At 36.3% G+C, this 17,489-nt stretch carries 11 protein-coding genes; 4 read left to right on the forward strand and 7 right to left on the reverse strand.

Translation table 11 applies throughout. The annotated features are described in order from the left end of the window. Positions 1 to 12 precede the first annotated feature (12 nt). The gene (gene argS, locus EKM05_RS10630) at positions 13 to 1,803 is read right to left on the reverse strand and encodes an arginine--tRNA ligase (RefSeq protein WP_126555075.1); all 1,791 of its coding nucleotides are present in this window, start codon (positions 1,801 to 1,803) and stop codon (positions 13 to 15) included. A 229-nt stretch (positions 1,804 to 2,032) separates the two neighbouring features. On the opposite strand from argS, the gene EKM05_RS10635 reads away from it, so the two are divergent. Continuing rightward, positions 2,033 to 6,319 carry a T9SS type B sorting domain-containing protein gene (locus tag EKM05_RS10635; RefSeq protein WP_158615148.1) on the forward strand — a complete coding sequence of 1,429 codons (4,287 nt, stop codon included), beginning with the start codon at positions 2,033 to 2,035 and terminating at the stop codon, positions 6,317 to 6,319. A gap of 198 nt (positions 6,320 to 6,517) precedes the next feature. Here EKM05_RS10635 and EKM05_RS10640 read toward each other — a convergent pair whose 3' ends face one another. From EKM05_RS10640 to EKM05_RS10650, 3 genes are all read right to left on the reverse strand, one after another. Beyond that, positions 6,518 to 7,198 carry a copper homeostasis protein CutC gene (locus EKM05_RS10640; RefSeq protein WP_126555079.1) on the reverse strand — a complete coding sequence of 227 codons (681 nt, stop codon included), beginning with the start codon at positions 7,196 to 7,198 and terminating at the stop codon, positions 6,518 to 6,520. Next, a complete protein-coding gene (locus EKM05_RS10645) occupies positions 7,199 to 8,194 on the reverse strand; it encodes an isoaspartyl peptidase/L-asparaginase family protein (RefSeq protein WP_126555081.1) in 996 nt (331 codons plus the stop codon). Positions 8,195 to 8,345: 151 nt separating this feature from the next. Beyond that, complete coding sequence (locus EKM05_RS10650) at positions 8,346 to 9,353, reverse strand: 3-oxoacyl-ACP synthase III family protein (protein ID WP_126453562.1); 1,008 nt, start codon at positions 9,351 to 9,353, stop codon at positions 8,346 to 8,348. Between the two features lie 291 nt (positions 9,354 to 9,644). Here EKM05_RS10650 and EKM05_RS10655 point away from each other — a divergent pair, with 291 nt between their 5' ends. Further along, positions 9,645 to 12,056: a prolyl oligopeptidase family serine peptidase gene (locus tag EKM05_RS10655; RefSeq protein ID WP_126555083.1), complete on the forward strand. Its 2,412-nt coding sequence runs from the start codon at positions 9,645 to 9,647 to the stop codon at positions 12,054 to 12,056. A gap of 206 nt (positions 12,057 to 12,262) precedes the next feature. Here EKM05_RS10655 and EKM05_RS10660 read toward each other — a convergent pair whose 3' ends face one another. The 3 genes from EKM05_RS10660 to EKM05_RS10670 all read right to left on the reverse strand — a co-directional run bounded on the left by EKM05_RS10660 (position 12,263) and on the right by EKM05_RS10670 (position 14,503). Beyond that, positions 12,263 to 13,210 (reverse strand): ABC transporter ATP-binding protein, encoded by a 948-nt coding sequence (locus EKM05_RS10660; protein WP_126461605.1) that lies wholly within the window; start codon positions 13,208 to 13,210, stop codon positions 12,263 to 12,265. 103 nt (positions 13,211 to 13,313) lie between these two features. Further along, entirely contained in the window at positions 13,314 to 14,009 is a 696-nt protein-coding gene (locus EKM05_RS10665) for an OmpA family protein (protein WP_126461562.1), read from the reverse strand. Positions 14,010 to 14,026: 17 nt separating this feature from the next. Continuing rightward, complete coding sequence (locus EKM05_RS10670; protein WP_126555085.1) at positions 14,027 to 14,503, reverse strand: lipocalin family protein; 477 nt, start codon at positions 14,501 to 14,503, stop codon at positions 14,027 to 14,029. 180 nt (positions 14,504 to 14,683) lie between these two features. On the opposite strand from EKM05_RS10670, the gene htpG reads away from it, so the two are divergent. Then, a complete protein-coding gene (gene htpG / locus EKM05_RS10675) occupies positions 14,684 to 16,585 on the forward strand; it encodes a molecular chaperone HtpG (RefSeq protein WP_126555089.1) in 1,902 nt (633 codons plus the stop codon). A gap of 746 nt (positions 16,586 to 17,331) precedes the next feature. After that, on the forward strand, positions 17,332 to 17,478 hold the full coding sequence (locus EKM05_RS14415; RefSeq protein ID WP_158615149.1) for a hypothetical protein: 147 nt from the start codon (positions 17,332 to 17,334) through the stop codon (positions 17,476 to 17,478). Positions 17,479 to 17,489 lie beyond the last annotated feature (11 nt).

Here is a 17,489-nt window from a genome sequence, read left to right on the forward strand (position 1 = left end):
AATATGCCACTATTACATTCTTTCTGGCACACTAATACCCAATAGTTTAAAGGAAGCCGCTATAGTATCTGCTACTTTTTTAGATAATTGAACTCGGAAAATTTTCTTTTCGAAATCTTCTTCGCCAAGAATAGGAACCGCCTGATAGAATGAGTTGTATTCCCGAACTATATCATAGGTAAAATTTGCAAGCAAAGCCGGACTGTGATGCTGTGCTGCATTTTGTATCACTTCAGGAAACAACGCTAACTGTTTCACCAATTCTTTCTCTTTTTCATGAAGTATTGCAACTTTTGATTTATTCGAAAAATCAAAATTCGCTTTACGAATAATAGATTGAATTCTGGCATACGTATATTGAATAAACGGACCGGTATTTCCGGCAAAATCTACCGATTCTTCGGGATTAAATAGGATTCGCTTTTTAGGATCTACTTTCAAAATATAATATTTCAAAGCACCCAAACCAATAGTTTTATATAGCTCACTTTTCTCTTCCGCAGAATAGGTGTCTAATTTCCCTAAATCTTCTGCTATTTTTTGCGCTGTATCTATCATTTCCTGCATTAAATCATCGGCATCAACAACCGTTCCTTCACGGCTTTTCATCTTTCCAGAAGGCAAATCTACCATTCCGTATGATAAATGAAATTGGTTTTTAGACCAATCAAAACCTAATTTTTTCAAGATAAGAAACAACACTTTAAAGTGATAATCCTGCTCATTTCCTACGGTATAAACCATTCCGCCTACATCTGGATAATCTTTCACACGCTGGATTGCCGTACCAATATCTTGCGTCATATAAACTGCAGTACCGTCAGAACGCAATACAATTTTACGGTCTAAACCTTCGTCCGTTAAATCAATCCACACGGAACCATCCGGATCTTTTTCGAAAACGCCTCTGTCTAAACCAATCTGAACAACATCTTTTCCTAATAAATAGGTATTACTTTCGTAATAATATTTATCGAAATCGACTCCAAGGTTTTTATACGAAATAGCAAAACCGTCATAAACCCATTGGTTCATAGTTTTCCAAAGCGTGATTACCTGTTCATCTCCTGCTTCCCATTTTAGTAACATTTCTTGCGCTTCCAAAATAATTGGTGCTTGTTTCTTTGCTTCTTCTTCTGTTTTACCTGCGCTTATTAATTGCGCTATTTCTTCTTTGTACTTTTTATCAAAAGCAACATAATAATTACCAACTAATTTATCTCCTTTTAATCCTGTTGATTCTGGAGTTTCTCCGTTTCCGAATTTTTGCCAAGCCAACATCGATTTGCAAATATGGATTCCTCTATCATTAATGATTTGGGTTTTGTACACTTTTTTACCAGAAGCTTTAATAATCTCTGCCACCGAATATCCTAAAAGATTGTTGCGTACGTGACCTAAATGCAATGGCTTATTGGTGTTTGGTGAAGAATATTCCACCATTACGGCTTTGTCTTCAGTCCCGACGCTTCGGGATGGAGTAACGAAACCAAAGCGTAAATCGTCTTTTATTTCATTAAAGAAATCCAAATAATAGTCATCAGAAATAACAATATTTAAAAATCCTGAAACAACATTAAATCGACTCACTTCTACCATGTTTTCGACCAAATAAGTTCCTATTTTATTCCCTAGCTCTACAGGATTACTTTTGACTACTTTCAATAATGGGAAAATAACCACAGTGATATCTCCTTCAAATTCTTTGCGTGTAGTTTGAAATTCTACTTTGTCAATAGCAATGCCAAATATGGCTTGAACCGCTTTTTCGATCGAAGGCGTAAGAATTTGTGATAATGTCATTTTATGTGTTTATTTTAAGGTTACAAATATAGTATTTAATTAGAAAAATCATTTAGAAAATCGATATGGAAACTCATAATAGCATTACTAAAGATTCTATTCTTCAGAAAAGAATTTTTAGTAAATTATAGGATTAAAATTACAAATATGTTTAAAAATACTATTGCATCGTATTAATTTACTTTTTATCGGTTTTTTGTATATTTGAAATATGCAATTAATTAATAATATGAAAAAAATTCAACTCCTGTTTTTATTATTATTTAATGCCGTTTGTTTTTCACAATCGGTAACAATCAATACATCTACTTACACGGCGGATCAATTGATTAATGATATCTTAATCAATTCACCTTGTGTATCCGGAACCAATGTCACTTATAAATCCGGTTCGTTTTATGGCTCAACAAATGGTATTGGTTACTTTGAAAACAGCAATGCAAATTTCCCGTTCGCAAATGGTGTCGTTTTGAGTACCGGAGATGTTAATAAAATTATCAGTCCCAATACTACTATTTTAAGTGATGGTAATTCAGCTTGGCTGGGCGATACTGATTTGGAAAGAAATTTACTTTTTCAATCAGGAATAACTATTAATTCTATAAATGCGAGTTACATTGAATTTGATTTTCAACCAAAAACACCTAATTTTAATTTCTCCTTTGTTTTTGCTTCAGAAGAGTACGGAACCTCCCAATGTAACTTCTCTGATGCATTTGCATTTCTTTTAAAAGATGTAACGGCTGGAAGTTCAAATATAAATTTAGCCGTAATTCCAAATACAACTGTTCCGGTTTCTGTGGAGACAATAAGAGATGATGCCTATAATCAGAATTGTCCTTCTGCCAATCCTAACTATTTTGGAGCTTTTAACGGCAGTGGATTTGGTCCTGCAATAAATTTTAATGGACAAACTGTTTCAATGTTAGCTTCAGCGACCGGTTTAGATATTAACCATATTTATCGCATCAAATTAGTTATTGCCGATGGAGGAAATAATACAGGTTATGATTCTGCCATTTTTTTAGAAGCAAATAGCTTTAACATCGGACAAGATGTATTAGGATTTGATTACACTGTGGCGAACAATACTGCTATTTGTCCTGGAAATACTTTACCAACATTATCTGCAATGGGTTTAAGTCCCGGAACCACTTTTGTATGGAAAAAACAAGGAATAGCATTTTTTCCGGCACAAACAGGAGAAACATTAGACCTCAACACAATTACTCCACTGGTTAGTTCCGGAATTCATACCTACAGTGTCACGTATAAAGAACCTGAATGCATCGCGGTTACCGATGAAATCATTATAGAAATTTATCCTAAGATTGGTGTATTAAATACCGTTCCTAACATTTACGCCTGTGATACCGGAGCTTCATCCTCTGATTTTGATTTAAATAAAAACAGCATAATCATTCTAGCCGGCGTTAACCAATCGTCCGGAACAGCTGGTGTTTTAGATGATTTGCCCGCAGACACTATTATTTCCTATCACCTAACTAATGGAGATGCCATTGGGAATACTGGCACAGTACCAATCCTTCAGACGATTGCGAGTATTGAAAGTGGCAAGCAAATTTTTGTCAGAATTCAAAACCCAAATACATTATGCTATGAAATCAGGTCTTTCCAATTGCTTATTGTTCCGCCACCACAAATTGCAAATACCCCGGCAGCTGCAACATTATGCTCCAGAAATTTATCTGAAAGCCCTTTAAAAGCTAATTTCAATTTGACGTCACAAATTGCATCGATCATAGGTTCTCAAAATACCTCGGACAAGATACTTACTTTTCACTCCTCATTAGTAGGAGCTAATAACAATGCAAACATCATAACTCTAAATTCGAGCAACCAATTGTTATCGCCAAGTGCAACGTTGTGGGTGCGTTTACAAAATATTACAAATCCTAATTGTTATGTTGTTACTAGTTTTCAATTATTAGTATCTCCATTACCTAAAGTCGATGTATTAAACGATGTGTTTGTTTGTACGTCTTATACCTTACCTGTATTGCTAAATGCCGGAGCACAATATTGGACTGGAACTAGTGGAACTGGAACACAACTTTTTGCCGGAAACGTGATATCTACAACGACAACTAATTTATATGTTTTCAATCAATCCGGAGTGTGTACCAACCAAGATTCTTTTAATATTACTATTGCAAATTTAAGTACTATCACACCCGCTTCTGAAACCTATTGTACAAAATATAAGCTTCCGCTTTTGCCCTATGGTAAATATTTCACTCAAAGCGGAGGCAGTAGCGCCCCAGGAAACACACAATTAGCTGCTGGATCCACAATAAATACTCCGGGAATAAACAGGATATATGTATGGTTTGAGGATACTACGGTTACCCCGTCTTGTACACAAGAAAACCCTTTTGACATCACAATAATACCCTTTACTGCATTGCCGAATTATGTAAATCAATTTGCATGTACATCCTATATCCTGCCGGCGGATCTCAATGGCGGCGTCTACTATACAGGCAGTAGCAAGAGCGGATCTCTTTTGTCTGCAGGAACAGTAATAAATACAACTACTCAAATCTACGTCTATAAAGAAACAGCTACGTCTCCAAAAAATTGTGCTGATGAAAAAACATTTAAAGTTTTTATTAATCTATTAAGCATAACGCCTCCAACAGATGTAAATTCCTGTTCTGCCTACAAACTGCCTGCATTAACAGTAGGAGAATATCGAACTGCTCCTGCGGGTGGCGGAACAGTTATTCCTGCCGGAACATTCATTAATGCCACTACAACACTTTGGTTTTATGTCACAGGTCAAACGTGTACCGATAATTTAGATTTTACCATTACGGTAAATATTACTCCTTTACCAGTATTAGCAGATACAGATCCGCATTGCGACGTCTATTATTTACCTGCAGTAGCACATTCAGGAAATTATTTCACGGGAACTTTAGGAACCGGTGCGCTTCGGCCAGTGGGCTATCCTGTAACGACAACGCAAATCATGTATTTTTATGACAAAGCTACTTCCGGACCCTGTTATGTGCAAGAAGAATTCTTAATTACCATTAATAAATCGCCTGCAATTGATGCAAAACCGGTTGAAGTTATTCGATGTGGCCAAAATTATATTTTAGATAATTTGATAAACGGAGAATATTACGAATTTGCAGGCGGACCATCGCCCACAAATCCTGTTTTACCTCCCGGTACCATTTTGAAAACCTCAAAAACAATCTATGTTTATGCTCCTGCTACCGTCACTAACAGCTGTGTATCGGAATACAGCATATATGTTTTAGTCACTTTTGTAAATGACATAGCAGATCAATATGCCTGCAATAGTTTTAATTTACCAACCATAGTAGGGATTGGAAGTTATTACACCGCTTCAAATGGTCCCTATGGAACTGGAGTGCAATTACTGCCTCCTTATTCCCCAATAACTACCACAGCAACGCTTTTTGTATATGTAGAAAACAACAATAGAGTTACCTGCATTGATGAAGACCCTTTTATTGTCACCATTTATAACACTCCAATTATAACACCTATTACTCCTGTAACCAGATGTGAATCTTTTGAACTTCCTTCGTATACAGCTCCTGTAACACGATATTTCACTAATCCAGGTGGTCCAGGAAGCAACAACACTGAAAAATTCCCAGGGGATTTCATCACTGTTTCAACCACTATTTATGGCTATGCCCAATCAGGAACATCAGCAACAGTGATTTGTCCTGCCGAAAAACCGATGGTAATTACTATCACCAAAAAACCAAAACCAGTCCTTATCGTTCCTACCATTTGTATCGATATTGATACCGGAATCACTACCGATGCCTTGATTGAAAGTGGATTTACTGCACCACAATATTCCTTTGAATGGAAAAGTGAAGATGGAACTTTAGTAGGTACAGCTGAGAATTTGTCAACAAATGAACCTGGAAACTATACGCTCACTGTTACGAACTTATCCATTTTTGGCTGTACTGCTGACAGCGTCCCTTTTACGGTTATTGAATCTTCAAAACCAGCCTCTGTAACTTATACAACCAGCGGGTGGTTCACGGACAACCAAACCATAACTGTTATTGCCGTCCCATTTGTAGGTGATGGAAGCAATTTCTTATATTCATTAGATGGAGGTTCCCCTCAAGAGCGTAATGTATTCACCAATGTGAGTTCCGGAATTCATGAAATAACGGTCAGCGATTCCAATTGCGGAACTTTCACCATTCCAGTAACAGTGAAACTTATCAACAGTCCTAAATTCTTTACTCCAAACGGAGATGGATTTAACGATACCTGGAACATCACCGGAATACCAAATCAAGAAAATTTAAAATTATATATTTTCGATCGTTATGGAAAACTATTGAAAGAACTATTGCCTAACGGTTCCGGTTGGGATGGAACTTTCAATGGATATGCACTCCCAGCGGATGATTACTGGTTTTCAATTTCCTATACTGAGGACTCTGTTTTAAAAGAATATAAATCCCATTTTTCTTTGAAACGATAAAAACTTCTCTATTATTTTATAAGGTTTTTATTAATATAAAACCTTTTTTTTTGTTATTTAAATAAAAAAAGCAAAATGCTTGTAACAAACTAGCCTTTCCTTAGTCTACTCTAAATCAAAAGAAACTCATTTTAATAGTTTGTTACAAAAAGAAAAACCCGGAGTATGCCAACTCTGGGTTTTTTGATTTATAAAGTTTTACAGGGATTCTAAATTTGCTTTTATGGCTTGGATCTCCAACTGATTTGCTAGTTCCCCTGCATCAATAATTGCGGAAGAATGATAGAAAATAGCTTTTGTTTTTTGTTTTAATGCGGTAATATTAACAGAACGCAAACCGCCGCCCGGCATAATTATAATTCGGTCAGTTGCTTTTCTAACTAAGGCTGCCAAAACATCGATACCGTCAACTACATTTGTTTCTTGTCCAGAGGTCAAAATGGTTTTAAAACCACATCCGATTAGCGATTCAAGTGCTTGAAATTTATTTTCTACTCCATCAAAAGCACGATGAAACGTACAAGGCAATGGGTTTGCCAAAGCAACTAAATCCTTATTTTGTTGTTCACTGATACTACCGTCTTCGTTTAAAATTCCAAAAACAAAACCATCAACCTGAAGTTTTTTGAATGCCAAGATTTCTGATTTCATTTGTGCCACTTCAGAATCAGAATAAACGAAATTCCCACCACGAGGCCGAATCATAACATTCAAGTCGATGGTGATTTTATCGCGAACAATTTTAGTAAGTTCTAAATCTGGCGTTGTTCCGCCCGCTGTTCTATTGACACACAATTCAACCCTGTCAGCACCACTATTTTCAGCAATTATAGCCGATTCTAAATTAAAACAGGCAATTTCCAGTTGTGCTTTTTTCATTTATTTCAAAAAATAATCGGCATCAATTAATCGGTTTCCAGATGTATCATGGACAGCATAGTTGAAACCGCCCTGAATGCAATACGAGCCATATTCTCCTTTTTTATTTAAGGCAATGAAACCAACTTGGATATCTTTTACATTTTTATTTCTTTTACGGGTCAAATTTACGATTCGGACAACCGCTTCCTCACACGCTTTTTGTGGTGATTTTCCTTGGCGCATCAGCTCAACCACTAAGTGGCAACCAGAAATCCGAATCACTTCTTCTCCATGTCCTGTGGCCGTGGCCGCACCAATTTCATTGTCTACATACAATCCAGCGCCAATAATCGGGGAATCACCCAAACGTCCGTGCATTTTAAAAGCCATTCCGCTGGTGGTGCATGCGCCAGAAAGATTACCGTCAGCATCCAATGCAATCATCCCAATGGTATCATGATTTTCAATATTGGCAATGGGTTTGTATTGGCTGGTTTTCAACCACTCTTTCCATTCTTTTTCAGATTCTTCCAACAATAAATTTTCTTTTACAAAACCTTGCGACAACGCAAACTGCAAAGCACCATCACCTACCAACATGACATGCTGTGTTTTTTCCATCACAGCGCGAGCCACCGCAATGGGATGTTTTATAAACTCCAAACATCCTACTGAGCCTATATTGGCGTTTTCATCCATGATACATGCATCAAGTGTGACGCGACCGTCTCGATCTGGTCTTCCGCCATAGCCTACGCTCCGTTCCGTAGGATCGGCTTCTGGAATTTTTACTCCGGCTTCGACAGCATCTAAAGCTCGTCCGTTATTTTTTAAAATTTCCCAAGCGGCTGCATTCGCTTGGATTCCAAAATTCCATGTCGAAAGCACAATAGGTTTACTTCCTTTTTTAGATGAAAAATCATTTTCTTCCTCTGGTTTCCCTTTGAATGAATGTAAAGCCATAGCTGCGGAAGCGAAAGCAGCTGTTTTCAAAAAATTTCTACGATTAGTCATTTTGATTGTATTACTATTGGTTGCATCAATTTTGAACTATAAATATAACGGTTCCTCTTTAAATAAAAAAAACCTGCACAATAATTTGCGCAGGCTTAGACTATTTATCAAAGAACAATTGGAATCGACATACGATTTATTGTACTACTATTTACCATTTAATAATCGCGCTTCCCCAAGTAAATCCACTTCCAAAAGCGGCTAATACAACCGTATCTCCTGATTTTATTTTGCCTTTTTCCCATGCTTCAGTCAAAGCGATTGGTATAGAAGCGGCGGTAGTATTACCGTATTTCTGAATATTATTATAGACCTGATCATCGGTCAAGTTGAATTTCTTTTGGATAAACTGTGAAATTCTCAAATTTGCCTGATGCGGAATCAACATATTAATATCCGAAACCTGCAAATTATTCGCTTGTAATCCTTCATTAATTACTTCGCTAAAACGAACCACTGCATTTTTAAATACAAATTGTCCGTTCATGTACGGGAAATAACTCTCATCATCCGGATCATTATCTGCCAAGATATCTGTTATCCAACGGCCTCCCATTCCGGGCGCTTTTACAATTAATTCTTCGGCGTGCTGCCCTTCGGAATGCAAGTGTGTGGATAAAATTCCTTTGGTCAAATCCTCTTCTCTGCTCAAAACAGCCGCTCCTGCACCATCTCCAAAAATTACTGAAACCCCTCTTCCGCGCGAGGTCATATCCAATCCGGTAGAATGAACTTCTGATCCAATTACCAATACGTTTTTATACATGCCAGTCTTGATATATTGATCTGCCACTGATAAAGCATAAACAAATCCAGAACATTGATTTCTTACATCTAATGCGCCTACGGTTCTTAACCCTAAATCCCGTTGCACTAAAACGCCTGGACCAGGGAAATAATAATCAGGGCTTAATGTGGCAAAAACCACAAAATCGATGTCTTCCTTAGCAACACCAGAACGCTCAATAGCAATTTTGGCAGCTTTCACTCCCATAGAAGTCGTCGTGTCTTCTCCTTTTATAATATGTCTTCGCTCCTGAATTCCAGTTCTTTCCTGAATCCATTCATCATTAGTGTCTATAATTTTGGACAAATCGTCATTAGTCACTACGTTTTCGGGAACATAATAACCCAATCCTGCTATTTTTGAATGATACATATATTATTGTTATTTTATTAAAATACGAGTACAAATTTAAAACATACTTGAAAATATGAGCACACAAATTACTACTTTTTTAGCAATTTACAACTTTTATGCTTTTTTGCGCAATTTCTTGTTATACTTACAAATACAATCTGTTGAAGTGCTTAAAAATAATACTATTGTGACCTCATCCGGATCTGACTCAAACGTTAAAAAAAAGTTTTTGTTTCCAAATGTAACAAGATTGATTTATTTTAGACCAATTATTGATACTGCCAATGCTAATTTAAAATCATTCAAATTATGAAGTTAAAAATTCCATTTTTTTTATTTCTTGGACTAAGCTTAACCACTTTTGCACAAGAAAACTTAACCTATCAAAAACCATCTCAGTCCATATTGGATTTAGCGGATTATGAAAGAGCACCTTCAGTATCGATGGATACTAAAAAAGAATACATGTTGCTTACGTACAGAAATACGTATAAATCACTGGACGATTTAAACCAAGAAGAACTGCGTTTGGGTGGATTGCGGATTAATCCAATTACAAATATTTCCAGTACTGTTACATACGTGAACAACCTGAAATTACGCAAAATAAAAGACAAAAATGAAGTACAGGTTACAGGTTTGCCAACGAATCCTCGTATCAGTACTATCGGTTGGTCTCCAAATGATACAAAAATCTCATTTTCGCACACCACAGCTTCCGGAGTAGAACTTTGGGTTATCGATGTTGCTTCGGCGAAAGCCACCAAATTAACGGAAGCAACAGTGAATGCTAATATTGGAAGTCCGTTCAGCTGGATGAATGACAACGAAACTATTTTGGTAAAAATGTTACCAAAAAACAGAGCAGCTCTTTTGGATGCCAAAAAAGATTTGCCAACCGGTCCGATAATTTCAAACGCCGATGGTGTAAAATCGCAGAACAGAACTTATCCGGATATGTTGAAAAACAAGAATGATGAAATCAATTTTGAGAACATCATGACTTCTGAATTGTACAAAGTAAACCTGAACGGAACAGCAACTTTATTCAAAAATGCAGCTATGTATGCGGGAGAAAGTTTTTCCCCTGACGGCAATTATCTAATGCTGACTACGATTCAAAAACCCTTTTCATACATTATCCCGTTGAGTCGTTTTCCTTCAAAATCAGTAATCTATGACAAAGCTGGAAACGAAGTAAAAGTAGTCAATGAAGTGCCGCTGACGGAGATTATTCCTAAAGGATTTATGGCCGTTCGAAAAGGAAAAAGAAACATGAGCTGGAGAACCGACAAACCCGCAACATTAGCTTATGCTGAAGCTTTAGACGGTGGAGATCCTGCAAACAAAGTGGAATTCAGAGATGAAGTTTTTCTTTGGAACGCACCTTTTAATCTTTCCGCTACTTCATTGGTAAAAACACCACAACGCTACGACCGAATAATTTGGGGAAATGATACCGTGGCTATAATTACAGATGAATGGTATGATACCCGTAATACCAAAACGTATGTAATAAATCCCTCGAATCAAAGTCAGGCTCCAAAAGTAATTTTCGACAGAAATTCACAGGATGTATATTCTGATCCTGGAAATTTTGAAACCAGAAAAAACCAATACAACAGGTATGTTTTGGCTATCGAAAATGACAATGCATATCTTATTGGTAATGGATTTACTAAAAACGGGCAATTCCCGTTTATAAGTGAATTTAATCTGAAAACGTTGCAAGCAAAACGGTTGTATACTTCGACTTACACCGATAAAAAAGAAGACGTTTTGGAGATTGAAGACTTCAAAAAAGGAACGGTTTTAGTCCAAATCCAGTCTAAAAATGAATACCCAAATTATTACCTTAGAAATATTAAACAAAAAAACAAACTAACACCAATTACCGCATTCAAAAATCCTTTTGAAAGTATCAAAAACGTGAGTAAAGAAGTGATTAAATACAAGCGTAAAGATGGTGTTGAATTATCCGGAACGTTATATTTACCTGTTGGTTATGACAAAATCAAAAAAGAGAAAATGCCATTGTTGATTTGGGCTTATCCAGCTGAATATAAAGACAAAAATTCAGCAGGACAAAGCACACAAAACCCGAACGAATTTACATTTCCTAGTTATGGATCGTTCGTATATTGGGTAACCAAAGGCTATGTAGTTCTTGATGACGCAGCTTTCCCCATAATTGGCGAAGGAACAACGGAGCCCAATGATAATTTCATGACGCAATTAGTTGACAATGCTGAAGCGGCCATCAATGCCGTGGATGCTTTAGGATACATCAATAGAAAAAAAGTAGCTGTGGGCGGTCATTCCTATGGTGCTTTTATGACCGCTAATTTACTAACGCATTCTAATCTTTTTGCGTGTGGAATCGCTCGAAGTGGTGCTTACAACAGAACGCTAACACCTTTTGGTTTCCAGACCGAACAACGCAACTACTGGGAAACTCCTGAAGTGTATAACACGATGTCACCATTTATGAATGCGGATAAAATGAAAACTCCCATGCTTTTGGTACACGGTGAAGCAGATAATAATCCGGGCACTTTCACTTTGCAAACCGAACGTTATTTTCAAGCTTTGAAAGGGTTAGGTGCTCCGGCAAGAATGGTAATTCTGCCAAAAGAAGCACACGGTTATGTAGCCAAAGAAAATATTTTGCATTTGCTTTGGGAACAAGACCAGTTTTTAGAAAAGTATTTAAAGAATTAATTCTAAAAAGGGTTCAGTGATCAGTTATTGAGTGATCAGTAAGTTGTACAAAAAAAATTAACATAGCACAAAACCCCAAATTCACTTTGATTTTGGGGTTTTTGTTTATTACTACTTTTATAAAAGTTGAAAACGACTTCTACTTTCGATAGTTATCAGAACTGAAAATCACTGAATACTGAGCACTGTTTACTGAATACTAATCATCAGGATAACATCAAATATACTTCCTGATTTAATGCTAATTCCGAATCATGTTCAAAAAAAATCGCTCTTCTTTCAAAAGCTGCTTTGACTAAATAATGACTTCCTTTAAAATAACATTGTTTTACGACTACTTTCATAATGGCGTTGTCCACCACTTTTAATTGATGCGGATACAATAAAAGCGGCTGATCCGCTTCATCCACAAGTTCAATTAATTGAGACAATTTTAACTCATTTACCTCTCCAAAAAGAGAAGCAATATATTTGTTAGCGGGGTTTTGATACAGTGTTTTTGAGTTTCCTTTTACTACCACTTTTCCGTTTTGAACCACAATAGTTTCATCAGAGAAAGACAATGCATCGGTGCTGTCATGTGTGGCAATAATACAGGTAATCTCTTTGTCTTTTAAATACCTAAATAAATTGCGACGCAACGAATTTTTCCGAAAAGAATCAATTTGACTGAACGGTTCATCGAGCAAAATAATTTCGGGTTCTAATGCTAAAACTCTTGCCAAGGCTACTCGTTGCTGCTGTCCGCCGCTTAGGAACTTCGCTTTTACTTTTGCGAAAGCAGTCATTTCGACCATTTCTAACAGCTCTTGGACTCGAGCTTGCTTTTGTTCCGGATGCATATTTGACAAGAACTTGCCCACATTTTCTTCAACGGTTATGTACGGCATCAAATCGAAATCTTGTGCTAAATATTTAATATAATCTTCTCCCGGTATCAGATTGTATTTGGGACCCAAAATAGGTTTGTCATTATAAGTAATTGTTCCGTTATCCAAATCATATAATCCGTATATGAGTTTTAGCAACGTACTTTTACCGCAACCGCTTTCGCCAATAATAGCGGCGTTTTCCCCTTTTGCAATGGCAAAACTAACCTCTTCTATTACGGGCTTTTCAATGTAAGTAAAGGATATGTTTTTTATCTCGAGCATCATCTGTAATTAAGACTGCAAATTTACAATGTTTTATTGCAATTTGGACACAAAAAAAGGCTGCTTCTTGACGAAACAGCCTTTGTTTTTTGGTATTTTATACTTAATTTTTTCCTTCGGATTCAGCATCTTTAATCATTTTATCGTTTGCAGTAATCGCAAATTCAACACGACGGTTTTGACTTCTGCCATCAACTGTTTCGTTGGAGGCAATTGGATCTGCAATTCCTAAACCAGTCACTTGAAATCTACTGGAAGAAACCCCTTTGCTAGTTAAATAATTTCTAACTGATGCCGCTCTTTCTCCTGAAAGTTTCAAATTGTAATCCGCTGGACCTGTGCTGTCAGTATATCCGTAAATCGTAATATCAGTATCCGGATATTCTGAAAAAACAGGAACTAATTTATCTAAATTTGCTTTAGCACTGGCCGTCAATGAAGATTTATTAGTATCAAAACGCACTGCATTTTCATTCAAAACCAGTTTAATACCTTCTCCTACACGAACGACTTCAGCTCCAGGAAGTACTGCATCTATTTCTCTTGCTTGTTTGTCCATTTTGTTGCCAATAACTCCACCGGCAACTCCACCAACAACTCCACCAAGTACAGCTCCCATTGCTCCATTACCGCCTTTTCCAAGATTGTTTCCAAGAACACCTCCCAGAACGGCTCCGGCAACAGCACCTATTCCAGCTCCTCTTTGGGTTTTATTGGTGTTTTTGATTGCTTCGCAACTGGTAAACATTGAACCTATAATCATTATTGTTGCCATTGCAACTATTGAAATCTTTTTCATATCGCTATTTTTATTAATTAATTAACTTTCTGGAACTGATACACGACATCCGTCATTTTTCCTCCTACATCGATTTTATCGATCAATTGAAAAGAAGTTTCCGTTTGGTTTGCAAGGCGTAAAATATAACCGTCTCTCACTTTTCGCGCTTTTTCACCTGCATCAAGTACTTTCAATACAAATTGCTCTTCATTGTTAACAAACCATGTAATTGGGGAGCTAAATGCAACACAATTTACTTTGGTCAAAGCCATATTCCCTTTGTTATTATTCGAAATAAACTTCCACGTACTTCCAATAAAGCATTCGGAATCGGCAAGTTGAAACGTATTCACTTTAATATATTGTGAACCTGGATAGGTTACTGCGCTAATCACCCAGTCTCCTTTCATCATGACCTGAGCTTTTCTATCGGTGTTCGTACTCGTTACCGATGTTGACTTACATGCAAACATTAAAACCGCTAATGTGCATAATAAAATGATTTTTTTCATCGTTTGAAATTTATGTAATTAATGTTTTAACAAAGATACAAAGCAATAAAAACAAAATAGTTTCAAAATTAAATTATTTTATATCATAATTAACGCCTGCGCCAATTTGTCACTTCAACAATAATTGGTATTCTATTTGAAAGGATTTTATCCATAAAAATAAACTTAAAAATTCAAAATATGACAACAGGTAAAATTAATGTTTCGGTAGAAAACATCTTTCCCTTAATCAAGAAATTCTTATACAGCGATCACGAAATTTTCTTGCGTGAATTGATTTCGAACGGGACAGATGCAACTTTAAAACTGAAGCATTTAACCAGCATTGGCGAGGCCAAAGTAGAATACGGAAACCCAATTATCGAGGTAAAAATCGACAAGGAAGGCAAAAAACTGCACATCATCGATCAAGGTCTGGGAATGACAGCTGATGAAGTGGAAAAATACATCAATCAAGTTGCTTTTTCTGGAGCTGAAGAATTTTTGGATAAATACAAAGATTCTGCTAAAGATTCTGGAATTATTGGCCATTTTGGTCTTGGTTTCTATTCTGCTTTTATGGTTGCTGAAAAAGTGGAAATCATCACTAAATCTTTCAAAGACGAGCCAGCTGCGCACTGGACTTGTGATGGTAGCCCGGAATTTACTCTAGAACCTGCTGACAAAACTACTCGCGGAACAGAAATTATCTTGCATATAGCCGAAGATTCTTTGGAATTTTTAGAAGATTCAAAAATCAATCAGTTACTGAACAAATACAATAAGTTCATGCCTATTCCAATTAAATTTGGAACCAAAACAGAGAAAATAGAGCAAAAAAAGGGTGAAGAAGTTGCTGCAGAAGATAAAGACAAAACTTTTACTGAAGTAGAAGTTGACAACATCATCAACAACCCAAATCCAGCTTGGACGAAACAGCCAACTGAGTTGTCAGATGCTGATTACAAGGATTTCTACAGAGAAGTATATCCAATGCAATTTGAAGAACCGTTATTCCACATTCATTTAAATGTAGATTATCCGTTCAACTTAACCGGTATTTTGTATTTCCCAAAATTAGGTTCGGATTTACAAATTCAGAAAGACAAAATCCAGTTGTACCAAAATCAGGTGTACGTTACGGATAATGTAGAAGGAATTGTACCTGAATTTTTGACTATGTTAAAAGGAGTTATAGACTCACCGGACATTCCGTTGAACGTTTCTCGTTCTGGATTGCAGGCGGATGCCGCGGTGAAGAAAATCTCCAATTACATTACGCGTAAAGTTGCCGATAAATTGAAATCGTTGTTTACTGAAAACCGTGAAGATTTTGAACAAAAATGGAACGATATCAAAATCGTTTTGGAGTACGGAATGCTTTCCGAAGATAAATTCTACGAAAAAGCAGGAGCATTTGTTTTGTATCCAACAGTGGATGGAAAATATTACACCTTAGAAGAATTAAAAGAAAACCTTGCAGCAAATCAAACGGATAAAGACGGGAAATTAGTGGTTTTATATGCTGGAAACAAAGAAGCACAACACTCTTATATCGAAATTGCAAAAGACAAAGGATATGAAGTTTTATTGTTGGATTCTCCAATTATCTCGCATTTAATTCAAAAAATTGAAGGCGACAACAGCAACATGACTTTTGTACGTGTGGATTCGGATCATATTGATAATATAATCAAGAAAGAGGAAACTACTATTTCTAAATTATCGGAGGAAGAGCAAACCAACTTGAAAACTGTTTTAGAAGCTATTGTTCCTAAACAAACGTATTCCGTACAACTGGAAGCTTTAGATAGCAATGCTTCCCCATTTATCATCACGCAACCGGAATTCATGCGTAGAATGAAGGAAATGAGTCAGTCTGGTGGCGGTGGAATGTTTGGAATGGGAAATATGCCGGAAATGTACAATTTAGTGGTGAATACTAATTCTGAGTTGGCAACAAGTATTCTAAACAATAAAGACAAAGACGCTCAGGAAAGTTTGGTCAAACAAGCGCTTGACTTAGCGAAGTTATCACAAAACCTATTAAAAGGAGAAGCATTAACGGCTTTCGTGAAAAGAAGTTTTGAGCTGATCAAATAAGCAGCGAACCCATTTTATCAACTAAAATTATGTGAATCGCTTATTCCGAACGTGCTTCGGAATATCCAACATACTAAAGCTGTCCAATCTTGGGCAGCTTTTTTTTTGGAGCAGAACGATTGTTTTCCAGAATCACTTTTGTCCCGCTATGCGCTGCAATCTTTGCTTTTGGCTACCGCCAAAACAAAGGATTTTCACTTCTATCGGGGCTATTTAGAGCGTTTTTGTTTTCAAAATAACATTCATCAAAACCACTCAAACCAGTTCACTTATTAAATAATCATTTTAACTATTTGTAACGAATTATTTATATATTTGAATTAATAACAAAGTCTGATGTTTATCATACCTATCCACCCAAAATTGGGTGGATAGGTATGGTTTTGTCATACATATAAACGAGTTGAGTGCAATTCTAACCAACATTACGCATAAAAGGATACATATAAACGTAACATGAAAATAAAAAAATTCTGTAGAACTCTGTGTGGAATTGAAACTGTTCAGAGAACTGTTTAACAAATAAATCAAAAAATTATGTCTAAAAAAATGACAAAATTTCAAGTAGAAAAACTTGAACAAAGATTTGAAATGGGTTGGAGTCCTAAAAAAGTTGACTACAAACTTAAAACTCCAGAAGGAACTGCTGCAGGTAGTTTCGATGTATAAATTAACCTTTCCATAAACTCTGAATGGAAGTAAAATATGATTAGAGTATTGAAATTAATACAATAAATAATTTTAAAATGAGCAAAAAGCTAAAAAAGTTCAAAGTGGAAGAATTAGAGCAACGATTTGAAACTGGTCGTTGGATTTCTGAAGTAAAAACTGGAGTAATTTATCAACATGATGATAAATGGCGTTTAGAAGCAAATGTTACTTGGGAAGTATAATTCTTTAAAAA

It is taken from the genome of Flavobacterium sp. GSP27, from assembly GCF_003970395.1.
In the GTDB taxonomy this organism is placed as follows: Bacteria; Bacteroidota; Bacteroidia; order Flavobacteriales; family Flavobacteriaceae; genus Flavobacterium.

What these genes read in the sequence shown, in the direction of transcription:
- argS (WP_126555075.1), bottom strand. Translation starts at nt 1,803, where the DNA reads ATGACATTATCACAAATTCTTACGCCTTCGATCGAAAAAGCGGTTCAA.
- EKM05_RS10635 (WP_158615148.1), top strand. Translation starts at nt 2,033, where the DNA reads ATGAAAAAAATTCAACTCCTGTTTTTATTATTATTTAATGCCGTTTGT.
- EKM05_RS10640 (WP_126555079.1), bottom strand. Translation starts at nt 7,198, where the DNA reads ATGAAAAAAGCACAACTGGAAATTGCCTGTTTTAATTTAGAATCGGCT.
- EKM05_RS10645 (WP_126555081.1), bottom strand. Translation starts at nt 8,194, where the DNA reads ATGACTAATCGTAGAAATTTTTTGAAAACAGCTGCTTTCGCTTCCGCA.
- EKM05_RS10650 (WP_126453562.1), bottom strand. Translation starts at nt 9,353, where the DNA reads ATGTATCATTCAAAAATAGCAGGATTGGGTTATTATGTTCCCGAAAAC.
- EKM05_RS10655 (WP_126555083.1), top strand. Translation starts at nt 9,645, where the DNA reads ATGAAGTTAAAAATTCCATTTTTTTTATTTCTTGGACTAAGCTTAACC.
- EKM05_RS10660 (WP_126461605.1), bottom strand. Translation starts at nt 13,210, where the DNA reads ATGCTCGAGATAAAAAACATATCCTTTACTTACATTGAAAAGCCCGTA.
- EKM05_RS10665 (WP_126461562.1), bottom strand. Translation starts at nt 14,009, where the DNA reads ATGAAAAAGATTTCAATAGTTGCAATGGCAACAATAATGATTATAGGT.
- EKM05_RS10670 (WP_126555085.1), bottom strand. Translation starts at nt 14,503, where the DNA reads ATGAAAAAAATCATTTTATTATGCACATTAGCGGTTTTAATGTTTGCA.
- htpG (WP_126555089.1), top strand. Translation starts at nt 14,684, where the DNA reads ATGACAACAGGTAAAATTAATGTTTCGGTAGAAAACATCTTTCCCTTA.
- EKM05_RS14415 (WP_158615149.1), top strand. Translation starts at nt 17,332, where the DNA reads ATGAGCAAAAAGCTAAAAAAGTTCAAAGTGGAAGAATTAGAGCAACGA.